19 protein-coding genes are annotated in these 19,780 nt (G+C 67.4%); 15 read left to right on the forward strand and 4 right to left on the reverse strand.

The features are described from left to right. Positions 1-98: 98 nt before the first annotated feature. The 4 genes from DFR41_RS09840 to DFR41_RS09855 all read right to left on the reverse strand — a co-directional run bounded on the left by DFR41_RS09840 (position 99) and on the right by DFR41_RS09855 (position 3,634). The gene (locus tag DFR41_RS09840) at positions 99-683 is read right to left on the reverse strand and encodes a hypothetical protein (RefSeq protein WP_017761125.1); all 585 of its coding nucleotides are present in this window, start codon (positions 681-683) and stop codon (positions 99-101) included. Between the two features lie 31 nt (positions 684-714). After that, positions 715-1,740 (reverse strand): HpcH/HpaI aldolase/citrate lyase family protein, encoded by a 1,026-nt coding sequence (locus DFR41_RS09845; protein WP_017761126.1) that lies wholly within the window; start codon positions 1,738-1,740, stop codon positions 715-717. Beyond that, positions 1,737-2,516, reverse strand: a complete 780-nt coding sequence (gene tam, locus DFR41_RS09850) for a trans-aconitate 2-methyltransferase (RefSeq protein ID WP_043118591.1) — start codon at positions 2,514-2,516, stop codon at positions 1,737-1,739. Before tam ends, DFR41_RS09845 begins: the two co-directional genes overlap by 4 nt. 131 nt (positions 2,517-2,647) lie before the next feature. Then, positions 2,648-3,634: a malate dehydrogenase gene (locus tag DFR41_RS09855; protein ID WP_058644257.1), complete on the reverse strand. Its 987-nt coding sequence runs from the start codon at positions 3,632-3,634 to the stop codon at positions 2,648-2,650. 205 nt (positions 3,635-3,839) lie between these two features. On the opposite strand from DFR41_RS09855, the gene DFR41_RS09860 reads away from it, so the two are divergent. From DFR41_RS09860 to truA, 15 genes are all read left to right on the forward strand, one after another. Next, a complete protein-coding gene (locus DFR41_RS09860; RefSeq protein ID WP_114802854.1) occupies positions 3,840-4,595 on the forward strand; it encodes a GntR family transcriptional regulator in 756 nt (251 codons plus the stop codon). Positions 4,596-4,782: 187 nt separating this feature from the next. Continuing rightward, positions 4,783-5,229 (forward strand): succinate dehydrogenase, cytochrome b556 subunit, encoded by a 447-nt coding sequence (gene sdhC, locus DFR41_RS09865; protein WP_017761523.1) that lies wholly within the window; start codon positions 4,783-4,785, stop codon positions 5,227-5,229. 25 nt (positions 5,230-5,254) lie between these two features. Further along, a complete protein-coding gene (gene sdhD / locus DFR41_RS09870) occupies positions 5,255-5,620 on the forward strand; it encodes a succinate dehydrogenase, hydrophobic membrane anchor protein (protein ID WP_017761522.1) in 366 nt (121 codons plus the stop codon). Between the two features lie 4 nt (positions 5,621-5,624). Then, positions 5,625-7,433: a succinate dehydrogenase flavoprotein subunit gene (sdhA, locus tag DFR41_RS09875; protein WP_017761521.1), complete on the forward strand. Its 1,809-nt coding sequence runs from the start codon at positions 5,625-5,627 to the stop codon at positions 7,431-7,433. A 28-nt stretch (positions 7,434-7,461) separates the two neighbouring features. Further along, entirely contained in the window at positions 7,462-8,163 is a 702-nt protein-coding gene (locus tag DFR41_RS09880) for a succinate dehydrogenase iron-sulfur subunit (RefSeq protein ID WP_017761520.1), read from the forward strand. 34 nt (positions 8,164-8,197) lie between these two features. Next, positions 8,198-8,509, forward strand: a complete 312-nt coding sequence (locus DFR41_RS09885) for an FAD assembly factor SdhE (RefSeq protein ID WP_017761519.1) — start codon at positions 8,198-8,200, stop codon at positions 8,507-8,509. 65 nt (positions 8,510-8,574) lie between these two features. After that, positions 8,575-9,885: a citrate synthase gene (locus DFR41_RS09890; protein ID WP_017761518.1), complete on the forward strand. Its 1,311-nt coding sequence runs from the start codon at positions 8,575-8,577 to the stop codon at positions 9,883-9,885. 171 nt (positions 9,886-10,056) lie between these two features. Then, on the forward strand, positions 10,057-10,197 hold the full coding sequence (locus DFR41_RS09895) for an entericidin A/B family lipoprotein (protein WP_114802580.1): 141 nt from the start codon (positions 10,057-10,059) through the stop codon (positions 10,195-10,197). A 173-nt stretch (positions 10,198-10,370) separates the two neighbouring features. Beyond that, positions 10,371-11,342, forward strand: a complete 972-nt coding sequence (locus tag DFR41_RS09900; protein WP_043118584.1) for a LysR family transcriptional regulator — start codon at positions 10,371-10,373, stop codon at positions 11,340-11,342. A gap of 41 nt (positions 11,343-11,383) precedes the next feature. After that, on the forward strand, positions 11,384-12,805 hold the full coding sequence (gene leuC, locus DFR41_RS09905) for a 3-isopropylmalate dehydratase large subunit (RefSeq protein ID WP_017761515.1): 1,422 nt from the start codon (positions 11,384-11,386) through the stop codon (positions 12,803-12,805). Between the two features lie 17 nt (positions 12,806-12,822). Then, the gene (leuD, locus tag DFR41_RS09910; protein ID WP_114802581.1) at positions 12,823-13,473 is read left to right on the forward strand and encodes a 3-isopropylmalate dehydratase small subunit; all 651 of its coding nucleotides are present in this window, start codon (positions 12,823-12,825) and stop codon (positions 13,471-13,473) included. 28 nt (positions 13,474-13,501) lie between these two features. After that, positions 13,502-14,572, forward strand: a complete 1,071-nt coding sequence (gene leuB / locus DFR41_RS09915; protein ID WP_114802582.1) for a 3-isopropylmalate dehydrogenase — start codon at positions 13,502-13,504, stop codon at positions 14,570-14,572. Between the two features lie 307 nt (positions 14,573-14,879). Beyond that, positions 14,880-16,010, forward strand: coding sequence for an aspartate-semialdehyde dehydrogenase (asd, locus tag DFR41_RS09920; RefSeq protein WP_114802583.1), 1,131 nt, complete (start codon positions 14,880-14,882; stop codon positions 16,008-16,010). Positions 16,011-16,155: 145 nt separating this feature from the next. Beyond that, a complete protein-coding gene (locus tag DFR41_RS09925) occupies positions 16,156-18,837 on the forward strand; it encodes a motility hub landmark protein FimV (protein ID WP_114802855.1) in 2,682 nt (893 codons plus the stop codon). A gap of 130 nt (positions 18,838-18,967) precedes the next feature. Continuing rightward, positions 18,968-19,780 (forward strand): tRNA pseudouridine(38-40) synthase TruA, encoded by an 813-nt coding sequence (gene truA, locus DFR41_RS09930; RefSeq protein ID WP_114802584.1) that lies wholly within the window; start codon positions 18,968-18,970, stop codon positions 19,778-19,780.

Genomic DNA, 19,780 nt, shown 5'->3' on the forward strand with positions numbered 1-19,780 from the left:
CCGCAGGGGTTCGAGCCCTCCCAGGGCCTGCGCGCCGACGGTGGCCACGGCGCTGGGCTTCAAGCAAGAGCCGCGCCGGTGGCCAGTCAGGCTGTGGGTTATTTCTTGGGCGCGTCGGCGCCTTCGAACAGCGCCTTGGGCGGGTTCTTCTTCATCTCTTCGGCAAAGGCCACCTGCGCGGCCGCCTGGCATTCATCGGCCATGCGCACGCCCTGCTTCTGGTTCATCAGCATGGACTTGTTGCCCAGCTGCAGCCACATGGCGCCCGCGCGGCTGTCTTCCAGGCGGATGGCGCCGGTGCGGCTTTCGACCGGGTGCATGCGGTACTTGGCGCCCTTGGTGCTGACGGTGAAGAAGCCGGGCTTGGCTTCGTCGGCCGTGACGGTCACGTCGGCACCCAGTTCGCACTGGATCTTGCCGGTGAAGACGCGCTTGGCGACTTCGATGTCGTTGTCGGTGAGCACCGCATCGTCGGCGACGGGCGTGGTCTCTTCCACCGCCTTGACGGCGCTGGCCTTGAGGTGCTGTTTGCCCTTGACGTGCACGACCTTGTCCTTGGACGCGGCCTTGGCGGCAGGCTTGGCCTTGGTGGCGGCCTTGTCGGCGGTACCGCTGGTCTGGGCCAGCGCGGAAAGCGGCAGCGCGAGCGCAGCAGCGGTGATGAACGCGAGGGTCTTGTTCATGGTGAGAGGAACCTTCCTTGGATGGCGGAGTTCAGGTGGACGCGTCGTCCGTCGCAAACCAGCCGGCGGCTTGGTCCGGCAACGTGCGTCCGGTGGCGTGTGCGCGCATCAGCACCTGCCAGAAGTGGCGGTAGCTCGCGCGGTCGTGCAATGTGCCATCAAAGCTGATGGGCGCCCAATCTGCTTCTTGTGCTGAAGCTATTATTTGTGTAGCAATTTGAATCTGATCCTGGTCCGGCGCGAAGGCCTCGAGGATGGGACGGATCTGGTTCGGATGGATGCTCCACATCCGCGTGTAGCCGAACTCCCGCGCCGCCCGGCGCGCGGCGCTCTTCATGGCCTGCGCATCGTTGAACTCGGTCACGACGCAATGGGACGGGACCTTGCCAAAGGCGTGCGCGGCACTCGCGATGGCCAGCTTGGCGCGGACGACCAGCGGGTGCGAGAACTGGCCCTGCGCGCCCATGCCCTCCGCCGGGATGGCACCGGCATGGGCCGAGACGAAGTCCATCAGGCCGAAACTGAGCGACTGCACCCGAGGATGCGCCGCGATGTCGAAGGCATGGTGCACCGCCAGCGGCGACTCGATGAGCACGTGCAGGGGCAAGCTGGTGGCGCCGGTTGCATCCAGAGCGGCCACGGCGCGCACCACGTCGGCCGGCCGCTCCACCTTCGGGACCATCAGGTAGGCCAGGCGATCGCCGGCCTGGCCGGCAATGGTGTCGACATCGGCCTCGAACGCGGGGTGGTCGACCGGATGAACCCGAGCGCCCACGCGCATGCCCTCAGCTGCGTTGCGGGCCAATTCGACGACGAGCCGGGCATGGTCCGCTTCGCCACCGACGGGAGCGCCGTCCTCGCAGTCGAGCGTGACGTCGAAGACGCAGGCCCCGAACTCGGCCGCCATCTCGGCCTGCAGCGCCAGGCTCTTACGCATGCGGGCCTCGACGCCGCTGTAGTGGTCGCACACCGGCAGCGCGACGGCGCCGGCCTGGGCGCCGAGCAGCACCTCCGCCGGGTGGGCCGAGCGTCGTACGGCGATGGAATCGGCACTCATGCGGGACGGCGCGCCACGATGAACATGCGCGGGAAAGCCAGCAGACGGCGGCCGTCGGAGCGCACCGGATAGGCGGCGTCGACGCCCTGCTCGTAGGCCTTCAGGTAGCTGGCACGCAGCTCTGCCGGAAGCGGATCGAGAAACGGCCGCAGTCCGGTGCCGCTGACCCATTCGACGATGGCGCCCGCCGAAGCCATGCGGTGCTGATAGACCGTGTGCCAGACGTCCACGTCGGCCGCCCCGGGCGCGAGCAGGTCGTAGTAGCCGCCGATCGTCAGCAATTCGGTTCTCACACGGTCGGCATCGCCGATGTGCGCGGCCCAGGGCGCACGACCGGCCAGCTCGCGCATCAGACGATGCGTGGGCTCCTGGCGGTTGTCGGGCATCTGGATGGCCAGCACGCCGCCCGGTGCCAGCAACGAAAAGAGCCGCGGCAGCAGCTCCTCGTGGCCCGGCACCCACTGCAGGGCGGCATTGGCATAGATGAGATCGGGGGCATCGCCTGCAGGCTGCCAAGTGCCGATGTCACCCAGTTCGAAGCGGGACTGCGGCAAGCGCTGGCGCGCGGCGACGATCATGGCCTCGGCGTTGTCGACGCCGATCACCTCGGCAGCCGGGAAGCGCCGCACCAGCAGCTCGGTGGAATTGCCCGGCCCGCAGCCCAGGTCGACCACCCGCCGCGCCGACGCCAATGGCACCCGGGCCAGCAACTCGGCGGCCGGGCGGGTCCGCTCATCCTCGTAGCGGCGGTACAGCGCGGGATCCCAATCCATGATGTCTGAGAAAGAGTTGGAAAACGGGCCCCGCGTTCCCGGGCCGTCGGAAAGAAGGTTCGCGAGGCGACTGGAACCCCTTCCCGCCGCGCGCCCGGCCGAGCCGGCCGGAACGCGCGTGGCCTCGGAAGGCCTCAGAGCAGGTGCTTGACGCCGTCCTGCTCGCCCTGCAGTTCGGCCAGGGTCTTGTTGATGCGCTCCTGCGAGAAAGCGTCGATTTCGAGGCCTTCGACGATCTTGTACTTGCCGTTCTCGGTGGTGACCGGGAAGCCGAAGATCACGTCCTTGGGAATGCCGTATTCGCCGTTGGAGGGCACGCCCATGGTGACCCACTTGCCCTGCGAGCCCAGGGCCCAGTCGCGCATGTGGTCGATGGCGGCGTTGGCGGCCGAGGCGGCCGACGACAGACCGCGCGCATCGATGATGGCGGCGCCGCGCTTGCCCACGGTGGGCAGGAACACGTCGGCGTTCCAGACCTGGTCGTTGATGGCGTCCTTGACCGACTTGCCGCCGATGGTGGCGAAACGGTAGTCGGCGTACATGGTGGGCGAATGGTTGCCCCACACGGTCAGCTTCTCGATCTCGCCGACCTGGCCGCCGGTCTTGGCGGCGATCTGGCTGGCGGCGCGGTTGTGGTCCAGGCGCAGCATGGCGGTGAAGTTCTCGCGCGGCAGGCTGGGCGCGCTCTTCATGGCGATGTAGGCGTTGGTGTTGGCGGGGTTGCCGACCACCAGCACCTTGACGTCGCGGCTGGCGACCTTGTCCAGGGCCTTGCCTTGGGCGGTGAAGATCTGGGCGTTGGCGGCCAGCAGGTCGGCGCGCTCCATGCCAGGACCGCGGGGGCGCGCACCCACCAGCAGGGCGTAGTCGGCGTCCTTGAAGGCGACTTCCGGATCGCCGGTGGGGATCACGCCAGCCAGCAGCGGGAAGGCACAGTCTTCCAGTTCCATGATCACGCCCTTGAGCGCCTTCTGGGCCTTCTCGTCGGGGATCTCCAGCAGCTGCAGGATGACCGGCTGGTCCTTGCCGAGCATCTCGCCCGAGGCGATGCGGAACAGGAGGGCGTAACCGATTTGGCCGGCGGCGCCGGTGACGGCGACGCGAACGGGCTTTTTGCTCATGGGAAGACTCCAGACGAAGAGAAAGGAAACGGAACGTGCCGTGCGAGCCCTGCCTGCAGGCATCTGCACGTCGACCGGCACCGCCAATCGACCCGGGGCAGGAAACAACCGCGCATTCTAGGCCGATTCCATGGCGCACGTCTTATGTCTTATATAAGATGTGGGACTTGGCACGCTTCGCGATGCCGCCCTGCCCACCCCATTCATGTCCTCCCCACCCGCCGCGGACGCCGGCACCCCCTCCTTCAGCCCGCTGTACCAGCAGATCCGGGCATTGATCCTGCAGAGTCTGCAGGCCGGGGAATGGAAGCCGGGCGAGCCCATCCCCAGCGAGATCGAACTCGCCGCCCGCTTTCGCGTGAGCCAGGGCACGGTGCGCAAGGCCATCGACGAACTGGCGGCCGACAACCTGCTGGTCCGCCGGCAGGGCAAGGGCACCTTCGTCGCCACTCATGCAGAGCAGCAGGTGCAATACCGCTTCCTCAAGCTGGTGCCCGACCAGGGCAGCCCCACCAGCGAGGGGCCTGCCGAACGCACCATCGTGGACTGCCGAAGGGTGCGCGCGAGCGCCGAGGTGGCGCGGGCGCTGGCCTTGCGCGCGGGAGACGCCGCGCTGCAGGTGCGCCGGGTGCTGGCCTATGCCGGCGTTCCCACGATCCTCGAAGACCTCTGGCTGCCCGGCACGCCCTTCAAGGGGCTCACGGCGGAACGCCTGGCCGAGTGGCGCGGCCCCATGTACGAGATGTTCGAGACCGAGTTCGGCGTCCGCATGGTGCGGGCAGAGGAAAAGCTGCGCGCCGTTCTCCCCGATGCGGAGCAGGCTTCGCTGCTTCAGGTGACACTGCAGACGCCGCTGCTCTCGGTGGAACGCATCGCCCACACGTATCACGATGCGCCGATGGAGCTGCGCCGCGGCCTGTACCGCACCGACACGCACCACTATCGCAATGACCTCGGCTAGCCGGCGGCCCCCTCCGACACTGATGGGCAGAAACGATGTTGCTTCAAAAAATATAGCAACGAAGCAAGGCGACAGAAAGCTTCAGAGACAGCCCATGCAACATGGTGCATTGCAATAGAATTTTGAGTTGCCTGCATAAACGTCCTGACACGAGTCGCCCTATCGACCTCCCAGAAAGAACCTCCCCATGACAGAGCTAGCTTCCAAGACCAGGCCGCCGCGCCGCGAATTCCGCAACATCAACGTGGTCACGGATCTCACGGGCTACCGGCTTCCGCCGGCGGGCATCGTGTCCATCCTCCACCGTGTCAGCGGCGTGCTGATGTTCCTGTTGATGCCGTTCATCATCTGGATGTTCGACACCTCCGTCTCTTCGGAAATCTCCTATGCCCGCTTCAAGGCCGCCTTCGACAGCGGCCTTGGTTTTTTGCCGGGGTGGTTCCTGAAGCTGGTGGCCCTGGCCCTGATCTGGGGCTACCTGCACCACTTCTGCGCCGGCCTGCGACACCTGTGGATGGACGTGAGCCATGAGGCCGTGACCAAGGAGTTCGGCAAGACCTCCGCCATCGTCGTCCTGGCCATCAGCATCCTCCTGACGCTGGCGCTCGGCGCCAAGCTGTTCGGCCTGTACTGATCACAAGAAGAAGGCACACAACACCATGGCAGTGAATTACGGCTCCAAGCGCACCGTCGTCGGCGCGCACTACGGCCTGCGCGACTGGCTCTCGCAACGCGTCACCGGCGCGCTGATGGCGGTCTTCACCATCGTCGTCCTGGCGCAGGTTCTCCTCACCCGCGGCCCCGTCGGCTACGACCAGTGGGCAGGCATCTTTGCCCCTCAATGGATGAAGGTCCTGACCTTCGCAGTGATCGCCGCGCTCCTCTGGCACGTATGGGTGGGCATGCGCGACGTGTGGATGGACTACGTCCAGCCCGTCGGCATCCGTCTGTTCATGCAAATCTTCACCATCGTCTGGCTCGTGGGTTGTGCCGGCTGGGCGATTCAAGTGCTCTGGAGGATCTGAGCCCATGTCGTACACCAAAGCAAAAATCGCGACGCGCAAGTTCGACGTCGTCATCGTCGGCGCCGGCGGCTCCGGCATGCGTGCCGCGCTCGAACTCTCGCGCGCCGGCCTGAACGTGGCCTCGCTGTCCAAGGTCTTCCCGACCCGCTCGCACACCGTGGCGGCGCAGGGCGGCGTGTCGGCGTCGCTCGGCAACATGTCCGAGGACAACTGGCACTATCACTTCTACGACACCATCAAGGGCTCCGACTGGCTGGGCGACCAGGACGCCATCGAGTTCATGTGCCGTGAAGCACCGAAGGTCGTGATCGAGCTCGAGCACTTCGGCATGCCCTTCGACCGCAACCCGGACGGCACGATCTACCAGCGCCCCTTCGGCGGCCACACCGCCAACTACGGCGAGAAGCCCGTGCAGCGCGCCTGCGCCGCGGCCGACCGCACCGGCCACGCCATGCTGCACACGCTGTACCAGCAGAACGTGAAGGCCAAGACGAACTTCTTCGTCGAATGGATGGCCCTGGACCTGATCCGCGACGCCGACGGCGACGTGGTGGGCGTCACGGCCATCGAGCTCGAAACCGGCGACCTGTTCGTGCTGCAGGCCAAGGCCGTGCTGCTGGCCACCGGCGGCGCGGGCCGCATCTTCGCGGCCTCCACCAATGCCTTCATCAACACCGGTGACGGCCTGGGCATGGCGGCACGCGCCGGCATCCCGCTGCAGGACATGGAATTCTGGCAGTTCCACCCCACCGGCGTGGCCGGCGCGGGCGTGCTGCTGACCGAAGGCTGCCGCGGTGAAGGCGCGATCCTGCTCAACAGCAATGGCGAGCGCTTCATGGAGCGCTATGCGCCCACCCTGAAGGACCTGGCCCCGCGCGACTTCGTCTCGCGCTCGATGGACCAGGAAATCAAGGAAGGTCGCGGTTGCGGTCCCAACAAGGACTACATCCTGATGAAGCTCGACCACCTGGGCGCCGACACCATCCGCAAGCGCCTGCCCTCGGTGGAAGAGATCGGCCACAACTTCGCCAACGTGGACATCACCAAGGAGCCCATCCCGGTCGTGCCCACCATCCACTACCAGATGGGCGGCATCCCGACCAACATCAATGGCCAGGTGGTGGTGCAGAACGGCGACGTGCACAACCAGGTCGTGGGTGGCCTGTACGCCGTGGGCGAATGCTCCTGCGTGTCGGTGCACGGCGCCAACCGCCTGGGCACCAACTCCCTGCTGGACCTGCTGGTCTTCGGCAAGTCGGCCGGCAAGCACATCGTCGACTTCGTCAAGAACAGCGGCGAGCACAAGCCGCTGCCCGCAGACGGCGCCGACCGCACCCTGGCCCGCCTGAACCAGCTGCAGGATTCGAATGACGGCATCTATGCGCAGGACATCGCCAACGACATCCGCGCCACCATGCAGCAGCACGCCGGCGTGTTCCGCACCCAGGCCAGCATGGACGAAGGCGTGGTCAAGGTGGCCGACCTGCGCAGCCGTGTGCCTTCGGTGACGCTGAAGGACAAGTCCATGGTGTGGAACACCGCGCGCATGGAAGCACTTGAAGTCGACAACCTGATCGAAGTGGCCCAGGCCACGATGGTCTCGGCCGCTGCCCGCAAGGAATGCCGCGGCGCCCATACGGTGGACGACTACGAGCACCCGGCCGACCATCCGGAGTTCCCGCTGGGCCGCAACGACAAGGAATGGATGAAGCACACGCTGTGGCACAGCGCGGGCAACAACCTGACCTACAAGCCGGTCAACCTCAAGCCGCTGACCGTCGACAGCGTGCCGCCGAAGGTCCGCACGTTCTGACATCGCCGCAACCCCACGAGACACCGACATGAAGCGCACATTCCAGATCTACCGCTACGACCCGGACAAGGACGCCAAGCCCTACATGCAGACCGTCGAGATCGAGCTCGACGGCCACGAGCGCATGCTGCTGGACGCCCTGGTGAAGCTCAAGGCCCAGGATCCGAGCATCGCCTTCCGCCGCTCCTGCCGCGAAGGCGTCTGCGGCTCGGATGCGATGAACATCAACGGCAAGAACGGCCTGGCGTGTCTGACCAACATGAACACGCTCAAGGGCACCATCGTGCTCAAGCCGCTGCCGGGCCTGCCGGTCATCCGCGACCTGATCGTGGACATGACCCAGTTCTTCAAGCAGTACCACTCGATCAAGCCGTACCTGATCACCGAGGGCCTGGCCCCCGAGCGCGAGCGGCTGCAGTCGCCCGAGGAGCGTGAAGAGCTCAACGGCCTCTACGAGTGCATCCTGTGCGCGAGCTGCTCCACCAGCTGCCCGAGCTTCTGGTGGAACCCCGACAAGTTCGTCGGCCCGGCCGGCCTGCTGCAGGCCTACCGCTTCATCGCCGACAGCCGTGACGAAGCCACTGGCGAGCGGCTCGACAACCTCGAAGATCCGTACCGCCTGTTCCGCTGCCACACGATCATGAACTGCGTGGACGTGTGCCCCAAGCACCTGAACCCCACCAAGGCCATCGGCAAGATCAAGGAGCTGATGGTGCGCCGCGCCATCTGATCCTGGCCGAACGAAGCAACGGAGACGACACGCCATGCCGCAACTGCAGCCAGCCCCGGGCGCATCCGACGAACGACTCGACGAGCGCGCCCTGGCCCGGCTGCAGTGGCGTTGCCGACGCGGGTTGCTGGAGAACGACATCTTCATCACCCGCTTCTTCGAGCGGCATGGCGCTGGCCTGACCCGGGCGCAGGCCCAGGCGATCGAAACCCTGATGGACCTGGCGGACAACGACCTGCTCGACCTTCTGCTGCGCCGAAAGGAGCCCGAGCCCGCATGGGCCGGGGCCGAGGTGGCGGCGGTGCTGGAGCTGATGCGCCCCCCCGGCGACCGGCTCGCGGCCTGAGCCGCTCCATCCGATCCTTCGCCACCCCTCTCCCATTTCCTCCACCTTCTCAAGAGAAAGTCGACATGAAAGCCTCCGACATCAAGGCCACGCTCGCGTTCAGCAATGGCGGCCAAGCCATCGATCTGCCGATCTACAAGGGCACGGTCGGTCCGGACGTCATCGACATCCGCAAGCTGTACGCGCAGACAGGCATGTTCACCTACGACCCGGGCTTCCTGTCCACGGCGTCGTGCCAGTCGGCCATCACGTACATCGACGGCGACAAGGGCGAGCTGCTGTACCGCGGCTACCCCATCGAGCAGCTCGCCGTGAACTGCGACTTCCTGGAAACCTGCTACCTGCTGCTCAACGGCGAACTGCCCAACGAAGCCCAGAAGACCGAGTTCACGAACACGGTCACGCACCACACGATGGTGAACGAGCAGATGCAGTTCTTCCTGCGTGGCTTCCGCCGCGACGCGCACCCGATGGCCGTGCTGACCGGTCTGGTGGGCGCCCTGTCGGCCTTCTATCACGACAGCACCGACATCAATAACCCCGAGCATCGCGAGATCGCGGCCATCCGCCTGATCGCCAAGATGCCCACGCTGGTCGCCATGGCCTACAAGTACGGCACCGGCCAGCCGTACATGTATCCGAAGAACGACCTGAGCTACTCGGGCAACTTCCTGCGCATGATGTTTGGCACGCCGTGCGAAGAGTACAAGGTCAACCCGGTCATCGAGCGCGCCATCGACCGCATCTTCATCCTGCACGCGGACCACGAGCAGAACGCGTCGACCTCCACCGTGCGCCTGTGCGGCAGTTCGGGCACCAACCCGTTCGCCGCCATCGCGGCCGGCGTGGCCTGCCTGTGGGGCCCTGCCCACGGCGGGGCCAACGAGGCCTGCCTGAACATGCTGGAAGACATCCAGCGCAATGGCGGCGTCTCCAAGGTCGGCGAGTTCATGGAGAAGGTCAAGGACAAGAACTCCGGCGTCAAGCTGATGGGCTTCGGCCACCGCGTGTACAAGAACTACGACCCGCGCGCCAAGCTGATGCAAGAAACCTGCAACGAGGTCCTGTCCGAGCTCGGCCTGGAGAAGGACCCGCTGTTCGCCCTGGCCAAGCAGCTGGAAAAGATCGCCCTGGAAGACGACTACTTCGTGCAGCGCAAGCTCTACCCGAACGTCGACTTCTACTCCGGCATCGTGCAGCGCGCCATCGGCATCCCGGTCAACCTGTTCACCGGCATCTTCGCGCTGGCCCGCACCGTGGGCTGGATCGCCCAGCTGAACGAGATGATCAGCGACCCCGAGTACAAGATCGGCCGTCCCCGCCAGCTGTTCAGCGGCTCCGACAAGCGCGACGTAAAGCCCATCGCCCAACGTTGATCGCTGTCCGCATGCACGCGCCGCAAGGCGCCCGCCTGCAGTGCAAAGGCCGCCTTCGGGCGGCCTTTTTGCGTCTTGACTGACATCCGACTGACTTCTTCGTCGTCACATTGCGCTGCGGAGGGTGACCTCCGACATCCACATCGTCCACGAAGAGGAAGGAAACGTCCCATGAAGAAACTCGCTGCCCTGCTCGCCATCACTTTCGCCGTCTCCGTGCCGCTGGCCGGCTGCAACACCTTCAAGGGTGCGGGCCAGGACGTCCAGAAGGCGGGCGAAAAGATCGAAGACTCTGCAAAGAAGCGTCAGTGATTTAGGGCGGCGTCCGCCGCTCTTCCACGACAGACGGCCCATTCCGGGCCGTTTCTCGTTGGGGCCGAGCCTTGCCGGCCGTGTGCTCGCCAACGGCCAGCCGAGCCGTCGCGATCCACGATGGTCCAACCGAGGAAATCCAGGGAAAATCACGCCTCCCCTCGTGGATCGTGATGACCTCGCCTGCCCCGCTCACCCTTGAACGCAGTTTTGCGCGCCGCATCGACCTGACGTCGCTGCAGCTGTTCGTGGCCGTGTGCGAACTGGGCAGCATCGGCCGCGCCGCCGAGCGCGAGTTCATCGCCGCGTCGGCCATCAGCAAGCGGCTGTCCGACCTCGAATCCACGCTCGGCATCAGCCTGCTCTACCGCCATGCCCGCGGCGTGGACCTGACGCCCGCGGGCGAGAGCCTGCTGCACCACGCCCGCGCCATGCTCTACAGCCTGGAGAAGATGCAGGGCGAGCTCTCCGAGTACGCCGAAGGCGTGCGCGGCCATGTGCGGGTGCATGCCAACATCTCCGCCATCGTGCAGTACCTGCCCGAAGACCTGGGCGCCTTCAGCCGCCTGCACGACGGCATCAAGATCGACCTCGAGGAACACCTGAGCCACGAGGTGGTGCGCGCCGTGCAGGCTGGCGCGGCGGACCTGGGCATCTGCCATGTGTCCGAGGACGACGCCCTCGACCTGCAGACCCTGCCCTACCGCCGCGACCAGCTGGCCTTGGTGCTGCCTCGGCACCACCCGCTGGCCGCGCAGGCGTCGGTCGCCTTCGCCGAGACGCTCAACGAGGACCATGTGGGCCTGCACACCCACAGCTCCATCTACCGGGCGATGCACCAGGCGGCCACGGCGGAAGGCCGCAGCGTTCGCCTGCGCATCCACGTCACCGGGCTGGACGCCATGTGCCGCATGATCGACAACGGCCTGGGCGTGGGCGTGATGCCGCGTCGCGCCTTCGAGCTGATGCACGCCGGCATCGGCAGCCGGCTGGCAGCCGTGGACCTCAGCGACGACTGGGCTCACCGCGAGATCCGCCTGGTGGCCCGCGACTTTTCCACGCTGCCGGTGGCCGCCCGCACCCTGGTGCAGCACCTGCAGCCACCCGCCCCCGCCGAAACCCAGACCGCTTCTACTGCGACCTGAACCCGAACCGCTTCAACGATTTCCCACGAAAGACGAGACCCATGGCCCGCACGCTCTACGACAAGATCTGGGACGAGCACGTCGTCCACACCGAGGAAGACGGCACCGCCGTCCTCTACATCGACCGTCACCTGGTGCACGAAGTGACCAGCCCGCAGGCCTTCGAAGGCCTGCGCCAGACCGGCCGCAAGCTGTGGCGCGTGAGCTCGGTGGTGGCCACGGCCGACCACAACACGCCCACCACCGGCTGGGAGCGCGGCTACGACGGCATCGCCGATCCGATCAGCAAGGAACAGGTCACCACGCTGAACACCAACATCGAGGAATTCGGGGCCGCAGCGTTCTTCCCCTTCCTGTCCAAGCGCCAGGGCATCGTGCACGTGATCGGCCCCGAGAACGGCGCCACGCTGCCGGGCATGACGGTGGTCTGCGGCGACAGCCACACCTCCACCCACGGCGCCTTCGGCGCGCTGGCCCACGGCATCGGCACCAGCGAGGTCGAGCATGTGATGGCCACGCAGACCCTGCTGGCCAAGAAGGCCAGGAACATGCTGGTGAAGGTCGAGGGCAAGCTGCCCCTGGGCTGTACGGCCAAGGACATCGTGCTGGCCATCATCGGCAAGATCGGTACGGCTGGCGGCACGGGCTACACCATCGAGTTCGCCGGCTCCGCCATCCGCGACCTGTCGATGGAAGGCCGCATGACGGTCTGCAACATGGCCATCGAAGGCGGCGCGCGCGCCGGCCTGGTGGCGGTGGACCAGAAGACCATCGACTACGTGAAGAACCGCCCGCTCGCGCCCACCGGCGTGGAGTGGGACCAGGCCGTCGCCTACTGGAAGACGCTGCATTCCGACCCCGACGCGAAGTTCGACACCGTGGTCGAACTCGATGCCGCCGAGATCAAGCCGCAGGTCACCTGGGGTACCTCGCCCGAGATGGTGCTGCCCATCGACGGCCGCGTGCCCGACCCGGACAAGGAAAAGGACGCCAACAAGCGCGGCGCCATCGAGCGCGCGCTGGCCTACATGGGCCTGGAGCCCAACAAGGCGATGAACGACATCTTCGTCGACAAGGTTTTCATCGGCAGCTGCACCAACAGCCGCATCGAGGACATGCGCGAGGCCGCCACCGTGGTCAGGAAGCTGGGCCAGAAAGTCGCCAAGAACATCAAGGTGGCCATGGTGGTGCCCGGCTCCGGCCTGGTGAAGGAACAGGCCGAGCGCGAAGGCCTGCACGAGGTGTTCAAGGCCGCGGGTTTCGAATGGCGCGAGCCCGGCTGCTCGATGTGCCTGGCCATGAACGCCGACCGGCTGGAGCCGGGCGAGCGCTGTGCCTCCACCAGCAACCGCAACTTCGAAGGCCGTCAGGGCGCGGGCGGACGCACCCACCTCGTGAGCCCGGCCATGGCCGCCGCCGCCGCCATCCGCGGCCACTTCGTCGACATCCGCACCATCGCCTGAGCCAGGGAGCAGACACCATGCAGAAATTCACCGTGCACCAGGGCCTCGTCGCCCCGATGGACCGCGAGAACGTCGACACCGACGCCATCATCCCCAAGCAGTTCCTCAAGTCGATCAAACGCACCGGCTTCGGCCCCAACCTGTTCGACGAATGGCGCTACCTGGACCATGGCGAGCCCGGCATGGACCCGGCCAGCCGCAAGCCCAACCCCGACTTCGTGCTGAATCAGCCGCGCTATCAGGGCGCCTCCGTGCTGCTGGCCCGCAAGAACTTCGGCTGCGGCTCCAGCCGCGAGCATGCGCCCTGGGCGCTGGACCAGTACGGCTTCCGCGCCATCATCGCGCCGAGCTTCGCCGACATCTTCTTCAACAACAGCTTCAAGAACGGCCTGCTGCCCCTCGTGCTGCCCGAGGTGACCGTGGCCAAGCTCTTCGACGAGGTGTTCGCCTTTCCGGGTTATGAGCTGACCGTGGACCTGGACCGCCAGGTCGTCGTCAAGCCCGATGGCGAAGAGCTGCCCTTCGAGGTCCAGCCCTTCCGCCGCTACTGCCTGATGAACGGCCTGGACGACATCGGCCTGACGCTGCGCCACAAGGACAAGATCAAGGCCTTCGAGGCCGAGCGGCTGGCGGCCAAGCCCTGGCTTGCACATCAAATGCTGGCCTGACCTTTTCACCCCAACAGAAGCACCACTTATGAAGATCGCAGTTCTGCCCGGCGACGGCATCGGCACCGAAATCGTCGCGGAGGCCGTGCGCGTCCTGGACGCGCTGGACCTGACGTTGGAGATGGAGACCGCCCTGGTCGGCGGCGCCGCCTACGAGGCCCACGGCCATCCGCTGCCCGAGGCCACGCTCAAGCTGGCCAAGGAGGCCGATGCCGTGCTCTTCGGCGCCGTCGGCGACTGGAAGTACGACAAGCTGGACCGCCCGCTGCGTCCCGAGCAGGCCATCCTGGGCCTGCGCAAGAACCTGGGCCTGTTCGCCAACTTCCGCCCCGCCATCTGCTACGAGCAGCTGACGCATGCCTCCAGCCTCAAGCCCGAGCTGGTCGCGGGCCTGGACATCCTGATCATCCGCGAGCTGACCGGCGACATCTACTTCGGCCAGCCGCGCGGCAAGCGCGTCGCCACCGACGGGCACTTTCCCGGCGCTGACGAGGCCTTCGACACCATGCGCTACTCGCGCCCGGAGATCGAGCGCATCGCCCGCGTGGCCTTCGAGGCCGCCCGCAAGCGCAACAAGCGCGTGACCAGCGTGGACAAGGCCAACGTGCTGGAGACCTTCCAATTCTGGAAGGACGTGGTCACCGAGGTGCACAAGGACTACCCCGACATCGAGCTGGAGCACATGTACGTCGACAATGCGGCCATGCAGCTCGTGAAGAAGCCCAAGGCCTTCGACGTGATCGTGACCGGCAATATGTTCGGCGACATCCTTTCGGACGAGGCCTCGATGCTGACCGGCTCCATCGGCATGCTGCCCTCGGCCAGCCTGAATGACAGCAACCAGGGCCTGTACGAACCCAGCCACGGCAGCGCCCCCGACATTGCCGGCAAGGGCGTGGCCAATCCGCTGGCCACCATCCTGAGCGCCGCGATGATGCTGCGCTTCTCCCTCAACCAGGAAGAGGCCGCTCAGCGCATCGAGGCCGCCGTCAAGGCCGTGCTGGCGCAGGGCCTGCGCACGCCCGACATCTGGAGCGAAGGCACGACCAAGGTCGGCACCCGGGAAATGGGCGATGCCGTGCTGAAGGCGCTGACCTGATCGCCGCGCCCTCGGGCGCACGGGACATCCCCTGCAAAACGGCCCTATTGGGCCGTTTTGCATGTAGGAGGATACCGATGCGCGCTACAATCGCTCTCCATGTTTGTCGCCCGCCCGTTCGCCCTGAACACCGTGCCTGCCGCCCTGGCCAGCACCGCGCGCGCATCCATCACCAAAACCACGACGACCATTAAGGGCTGACCCAGCCTGGTTCGTCGCGCGTGCCTTCCCCCTGGCCCCGGACGAGCCAGGCGGGCCAGCCCCTTCGCCGCGGTCTTCTTTGTATGACTCTGAAAGGGCTTTTGACATGAGCAAGTTGGTAGGTTTGGTCGGCTGGCGCGGCATGGTCGGCTCGGTCCTGATGGACCGCATGGTGGCCGAGAACGATTTCGACCTGATCGAGCCGCTGTTCTTCTCCACCTCGAACGCCGGCGGCAAGGCGCCCGCCATGGCCAAGAACGAGACCACGCTGCAGGACGCCTTCGATATCGCGCAGCTCAAGCGCTGCGAGATCATCATCACGGCCCAGGGCGGCGACTACACCACCGAAGTCTTCCCCAAGCTGCGCGCCGCCGGCTGGAACGGCCACTGGATCGACGCCGCCTCCACCCTGCGCATGAAGGACGACGCCGTCATCGTGCTTGATCCGGTCAACATGCCGGTCATCAAGAACGCGCTGTCCGACGGTGGCCGCAACTGGATCGGCGGCAACTGCACCGTCAGCTGCATGCTGATGGGCGTGGGCGCGCTCTACAAGGCCGGTTTGGTCGAGTGGATGAGCACGCAGACCTACCAGGCCGCATCGGGCGGCGGTGCGCAGCACATGCGCGAGCTGCTCACGCAGTACGGCACGCTCTACTCGGAAGTGAAGGCCCTGCTGGACGACCCCAAGAGCGCCATCCTCGAGATCGACCGCCAGGTCATCGCCAAGCAGCGCAGCCTGTCGGGCGAAGAGACGGCCAACTTCGGCGTGCCCCTGGGCGGCTCGCTGATCCCCTGGATCGACAAGGACCTGGGCAACGGCATGTCCAAGGAAGAATGGAAGGGCATGGCCGAGACGAACAAGATCCTCGGCCAGGGCGAGGGCTTCGGCAGCCCCGCCGTGCCGGTCGACGGCTTCTGCGTGCGCGTGGGCGCCATGCGCTGCCACAGCCAGGCGCTGACCTTCAAGCTCAAGAAGGACGTGCCGCTGGCCGACATCGAGGCCATGATCGCTGCCGACAACGCCTGGGTGAAGGTGGTGCCCAACACGCGCGAAGCCACCCTCAAGGACCTGACGCCCGTGGCCGTGACCGGCACCATGACGATCCCGGTCGGCCGGCTGCGCAAGATGGCCATGGGGCCCGAGTACCTGGGCGCCTTTACCATCGGCGACCAGCTGCTCTGGGGCGCGGCGGAACCGTTGCGCCGCATGCTGCGCATCCTGCTGGACGCTTAACACTCCTCATCATGCGTTGCCCCGGGGCAACGCATGATCTGGATGAGACGGCCGGCGCCCCAACCGAGCGGTGCCCTTCGCCTTGTTTTTGGGCAGCGCGGGTGTTAACGTCTACTTACATTTTTCGGGCATGGCCCGCGACAGCATGACCAGACTCTCGCCGCCTGCGCAGGCCGCCGGCCGCGACACGGCCGCTTCGGCGGCCGTTCGCCGTTTCCGCATTTCTCCACTGGGCTGGGCCGTGGTGGCGGCGTTCGGCTTGTGGTCGACCCAGTCGCAGGCGCTGACGCTGGGCGCGTTGAATGTGCTGTCGGCGCTGGGCGAGCCCCTTCGGGCCGAAGTCCAGGTCACCGATGTCACCCAGGCCGAGGCGACGAACCTGCAGGTCCGCCTGGCTGCACCTCAGACTTTCCAGAATGCCGGCTTGACGTTCGCCGATACGCTCCAGGGCGTGCGCACGACGCTCCAGCGGCGCGCGGACGGCGGCTACGTAGTCCGCCTGGAGGGTGTCCGTCCAATGAACGACCCGTTCGTGGACATCCTGATCGAAGCCAATTCGCCCAGCGGGCGACTGGTCCGGGACTACACCGCCCTGATCGATCCGCCGCAGGGCCGGGCGCCCGCGCCATCGTCCGGCGTGGCCATCGACCGCCCGATCACGCCCGCACCCACCCCCCGGGCCGCAAAGGCCGAACGGCCGGCAGCCACCCCGGTGGAAGCCGTGGCAGCGCCCGCTCCGGCAGCGGCCCCGCCAGGGGCTGCAAGCGCCATCACCGTGCGCGCGGGCGACACCGCCGGCCGCCTGGCCGCGGCCGCCAAGCCGGCCGATGTCTCGCTCGACCAGATGCTGCTGGCCATGCTGCGCGCCAACCCCAGCGCCTTCATCAACGGCAACGTCAACCGGCTGCGCGCCGGCGCCGTGCTGCAGATGCCTTCGGCCGACGCGGCCCGGGCCACACCGCCGGAAGAGGCCCGCCGCACCATCGTGGCCCAGAGCCGCGACTTCAACAGCTACCGGCAGCGCCTGGCCACCAACGCGCCGTCGATGAACGTGGAAGGGGCGGACCGGCAGGCGTCGGGCGGCCTCCAGGCGCGCGTGCAGGACCGATCGGCCGCGGGCGCATCCGCAGACCGGCTGACCATCTCGCGGGGCGCGGCGCCGGGCCAGGCCTCGGCCGAGGAGCGCCTGGCACAGCAGCGCCAGGCGAAGGAAGCCAGCAGCCGGGTCGCCGAACTCTCCCGCAACATCGAGGAGCTCAACCGGCTGCAAGGCGCATCGGGCGGCGCGTCCGCAGGCACGGCGGCACCCGCACAGGCCGCACCTGCCGGGCCCTCCGCCCCTCGGACCGCGGCGCCCTCCGAGGGAACGGCGGGCGGTACAGGCGCACCAGGCGTGACGGCGCCTTCCACCACAGGGGCCGCCTCGTCGACGCCCGCAGCGCCGGCGCCGCAAGCCGCCGCGTCCGGCGGGGCCGCCGTGGCGCTGCCCGCGGCACCGGCCTCCGCAACGGCATCTCCCGCACCGGTCCCGCCTGCCCCCTCCGCCGCGCAGGAAGAACAAGGCCTGTTGGATTCGCTGCTGGCCAATCCGCTGATGCTGGCGGGTGGCGGCATCGTCCTGCTGCTGTTGCTGCTCGCCCTGCTGGCTCGCCGGCGCCAGCAGCAGAAGAAGGACGCGGCCGAGAGCCTGTTCCCCGAAAGCCTGCAGAAGGACTCCTACTTCGGCGGCTCCGGTGGCGCGACGGTCGACACCAGGGAGGACCACAGCGGCGCCTCCTCGCTCAACTATTCGCCCAGCCAGCTCGATGCAGGCGATGTGGACCCGGTGGCGGAGGCCGACGTGTACCTCGCCTACGGACGCGACCTCCAGGCCGAGGAGATCCTCAAGGAAGCGCTGCGCACGTCGCCGGAACGCACCAGCATCCAGCTCAAGCTGCTGGAGATCTACGCCCGCCGCCGCGACGCCCGCGCTTTCGAGCAACTGGCGCTCGAGTTGCAGGCGCGGACGGGCGGCATGGGGTCCGACTGGCATCGCGCGCAGGAATTGGGCCGCAGCCTCGACCCGTCCAACGCGCTCTACCAGAGCGCCCATGCGGCCGACGCGCCCGCAGCAGCCATGCCTGCAGGCCTGACGCCTGCCATGAGCGCCGCCGGCATCGCCGCATCCACCAGCGCGGCCGGCGCCATGTCCGCCTCCCCGGAGGAGCCGAAGCCCCAGGCGTTCGTGCCTTCGGTCGCGCCTCTGGATTTCGACCTGAATCTGGACCTGCCGCCCGCACGCGCGCCGGCGGCCGCCCCGGCGCCCACGACGCCCTCGGTGTCGTCGCTGTTCCCGTCGGCGCTGGCCGATGACCCGCGTCCGGTCCCCGGCGGGCCGGCCTCGGGACTTCGCGGTGCGGCGGACGAGCCCACCATTCCGGCGCCCCTGCGTTCGGCCCCGGTCGGCGATCTGGGCAACGACTTCGACACCGCCCCGGCCGAACTGGAGCCGATGGCAGGGTTCCGCCATGTCGGCGACGAGGTGCGCACCCAGCCTGCCACGCTGCATGCGCCGCTGTCCATGGAAGGCTCGGACATCTTCAGCCGCGACTTCCATGCCGCGCTCAACACGGCCGACACGCAGCCCATGGACCTGCCGCTTCACATTCCCACGGGCATCGACCCTGGCCCCGGGGAAAGCGCCGACGCCGTCAAGCTGTCGCTCGCGCGCGAGTTGCACGCGCTGGGCGATCCGGAAGGCGCCCGCATGCTGCTGGAGGAGTTGATCGCCGAAAGCGACGGCGCCCTGCAGGACGACGCACGCCGCCTGCTGGCCGAACTGCGCTGATACTCCAGGGCACGCGCCGTGCCACCCAGCCAGGGGGCCGGTCCGGCCTTCCTTTTTCTGCCATGTCCGCGCTGCCGTCCTGTCCTCCGATCTTCCTCGCCTGCCTGCCCGCTGCAGGCGCGTCGCGCGCATGAGGCTCGCGCTCGGCGTCCGCTACGATGGCCGCGCCTACGACGGCTGGCAAAGCCAGCCTTCCGGCCGCACGGTGCAGGACCAGCTCGAACGGGCGCTCGAACGCTTTGCGCAGCAGCGCATCGGCACGCTGTGCGCCGGCCGCACCGACGCGGGCGTGCATGGCTGGATGCAGGTGGTGCACTTCGACACCGACGTCGAGCGCGTGCCCTTCTCCTGGGTGCGCGGGCCCAACCGCTTTCTGCCGGAGGACATCGCCGTGCAGTGGGCGCAGCCGGTGCCCGACAGCTTCCACTGCCGCGCCGCGGCGCGGGGGCGGCGCTACCGTTATGTGGTGTCCCAGTCACCGGTGCGACCCAGCCTGGACGCGGGCAAGGTGGGCTGGTCGATGCATGCGCTGGATGGCGAGGCCATGCGCACCGCCGCCGCGCACCTGCTGGGCGAGCACGACTTCAGTTCCTTCCGCGCCTCGGCCTGCCAGGCCAAGTCGCCGGTCAAGACCGTCCGGCGCATCGCCATCACGCGGGTCGGCGCGGCCGAGCGCTGCCGCTGGCATTTCGACTTCGAGGCCGACGCCTTCCTGCACCACATGATCCGCAACATCATGGGCTGCCTGGTGCGCGTGGGCCAGGGCCATGCCACACCCGACTGGCTGCGCGAGGTACGCGACGCGCGCAGCCGGCAGGCAGCGGCGCCCACCTTCGCGGCCGACGGGCTGTACTTCCTCGGCCCCCTCTACGACGCCGCATGGGGACTTCCGCCCGAGGTCACCATGGGCGTGGAGCCTGGTGCCTGCGAGGCCCTGCCCTGA

Origin of the sequence: Pseudacidovorax intermedius, from assembly GCF_003350475.1 — a bacterium.
GTDB lineage: Bacteria > Pseudomonadota > Gammaproteobacteria > Burkholderiales > Burkholderiaceae_C > Xenophilus > Xenophilus intermedius.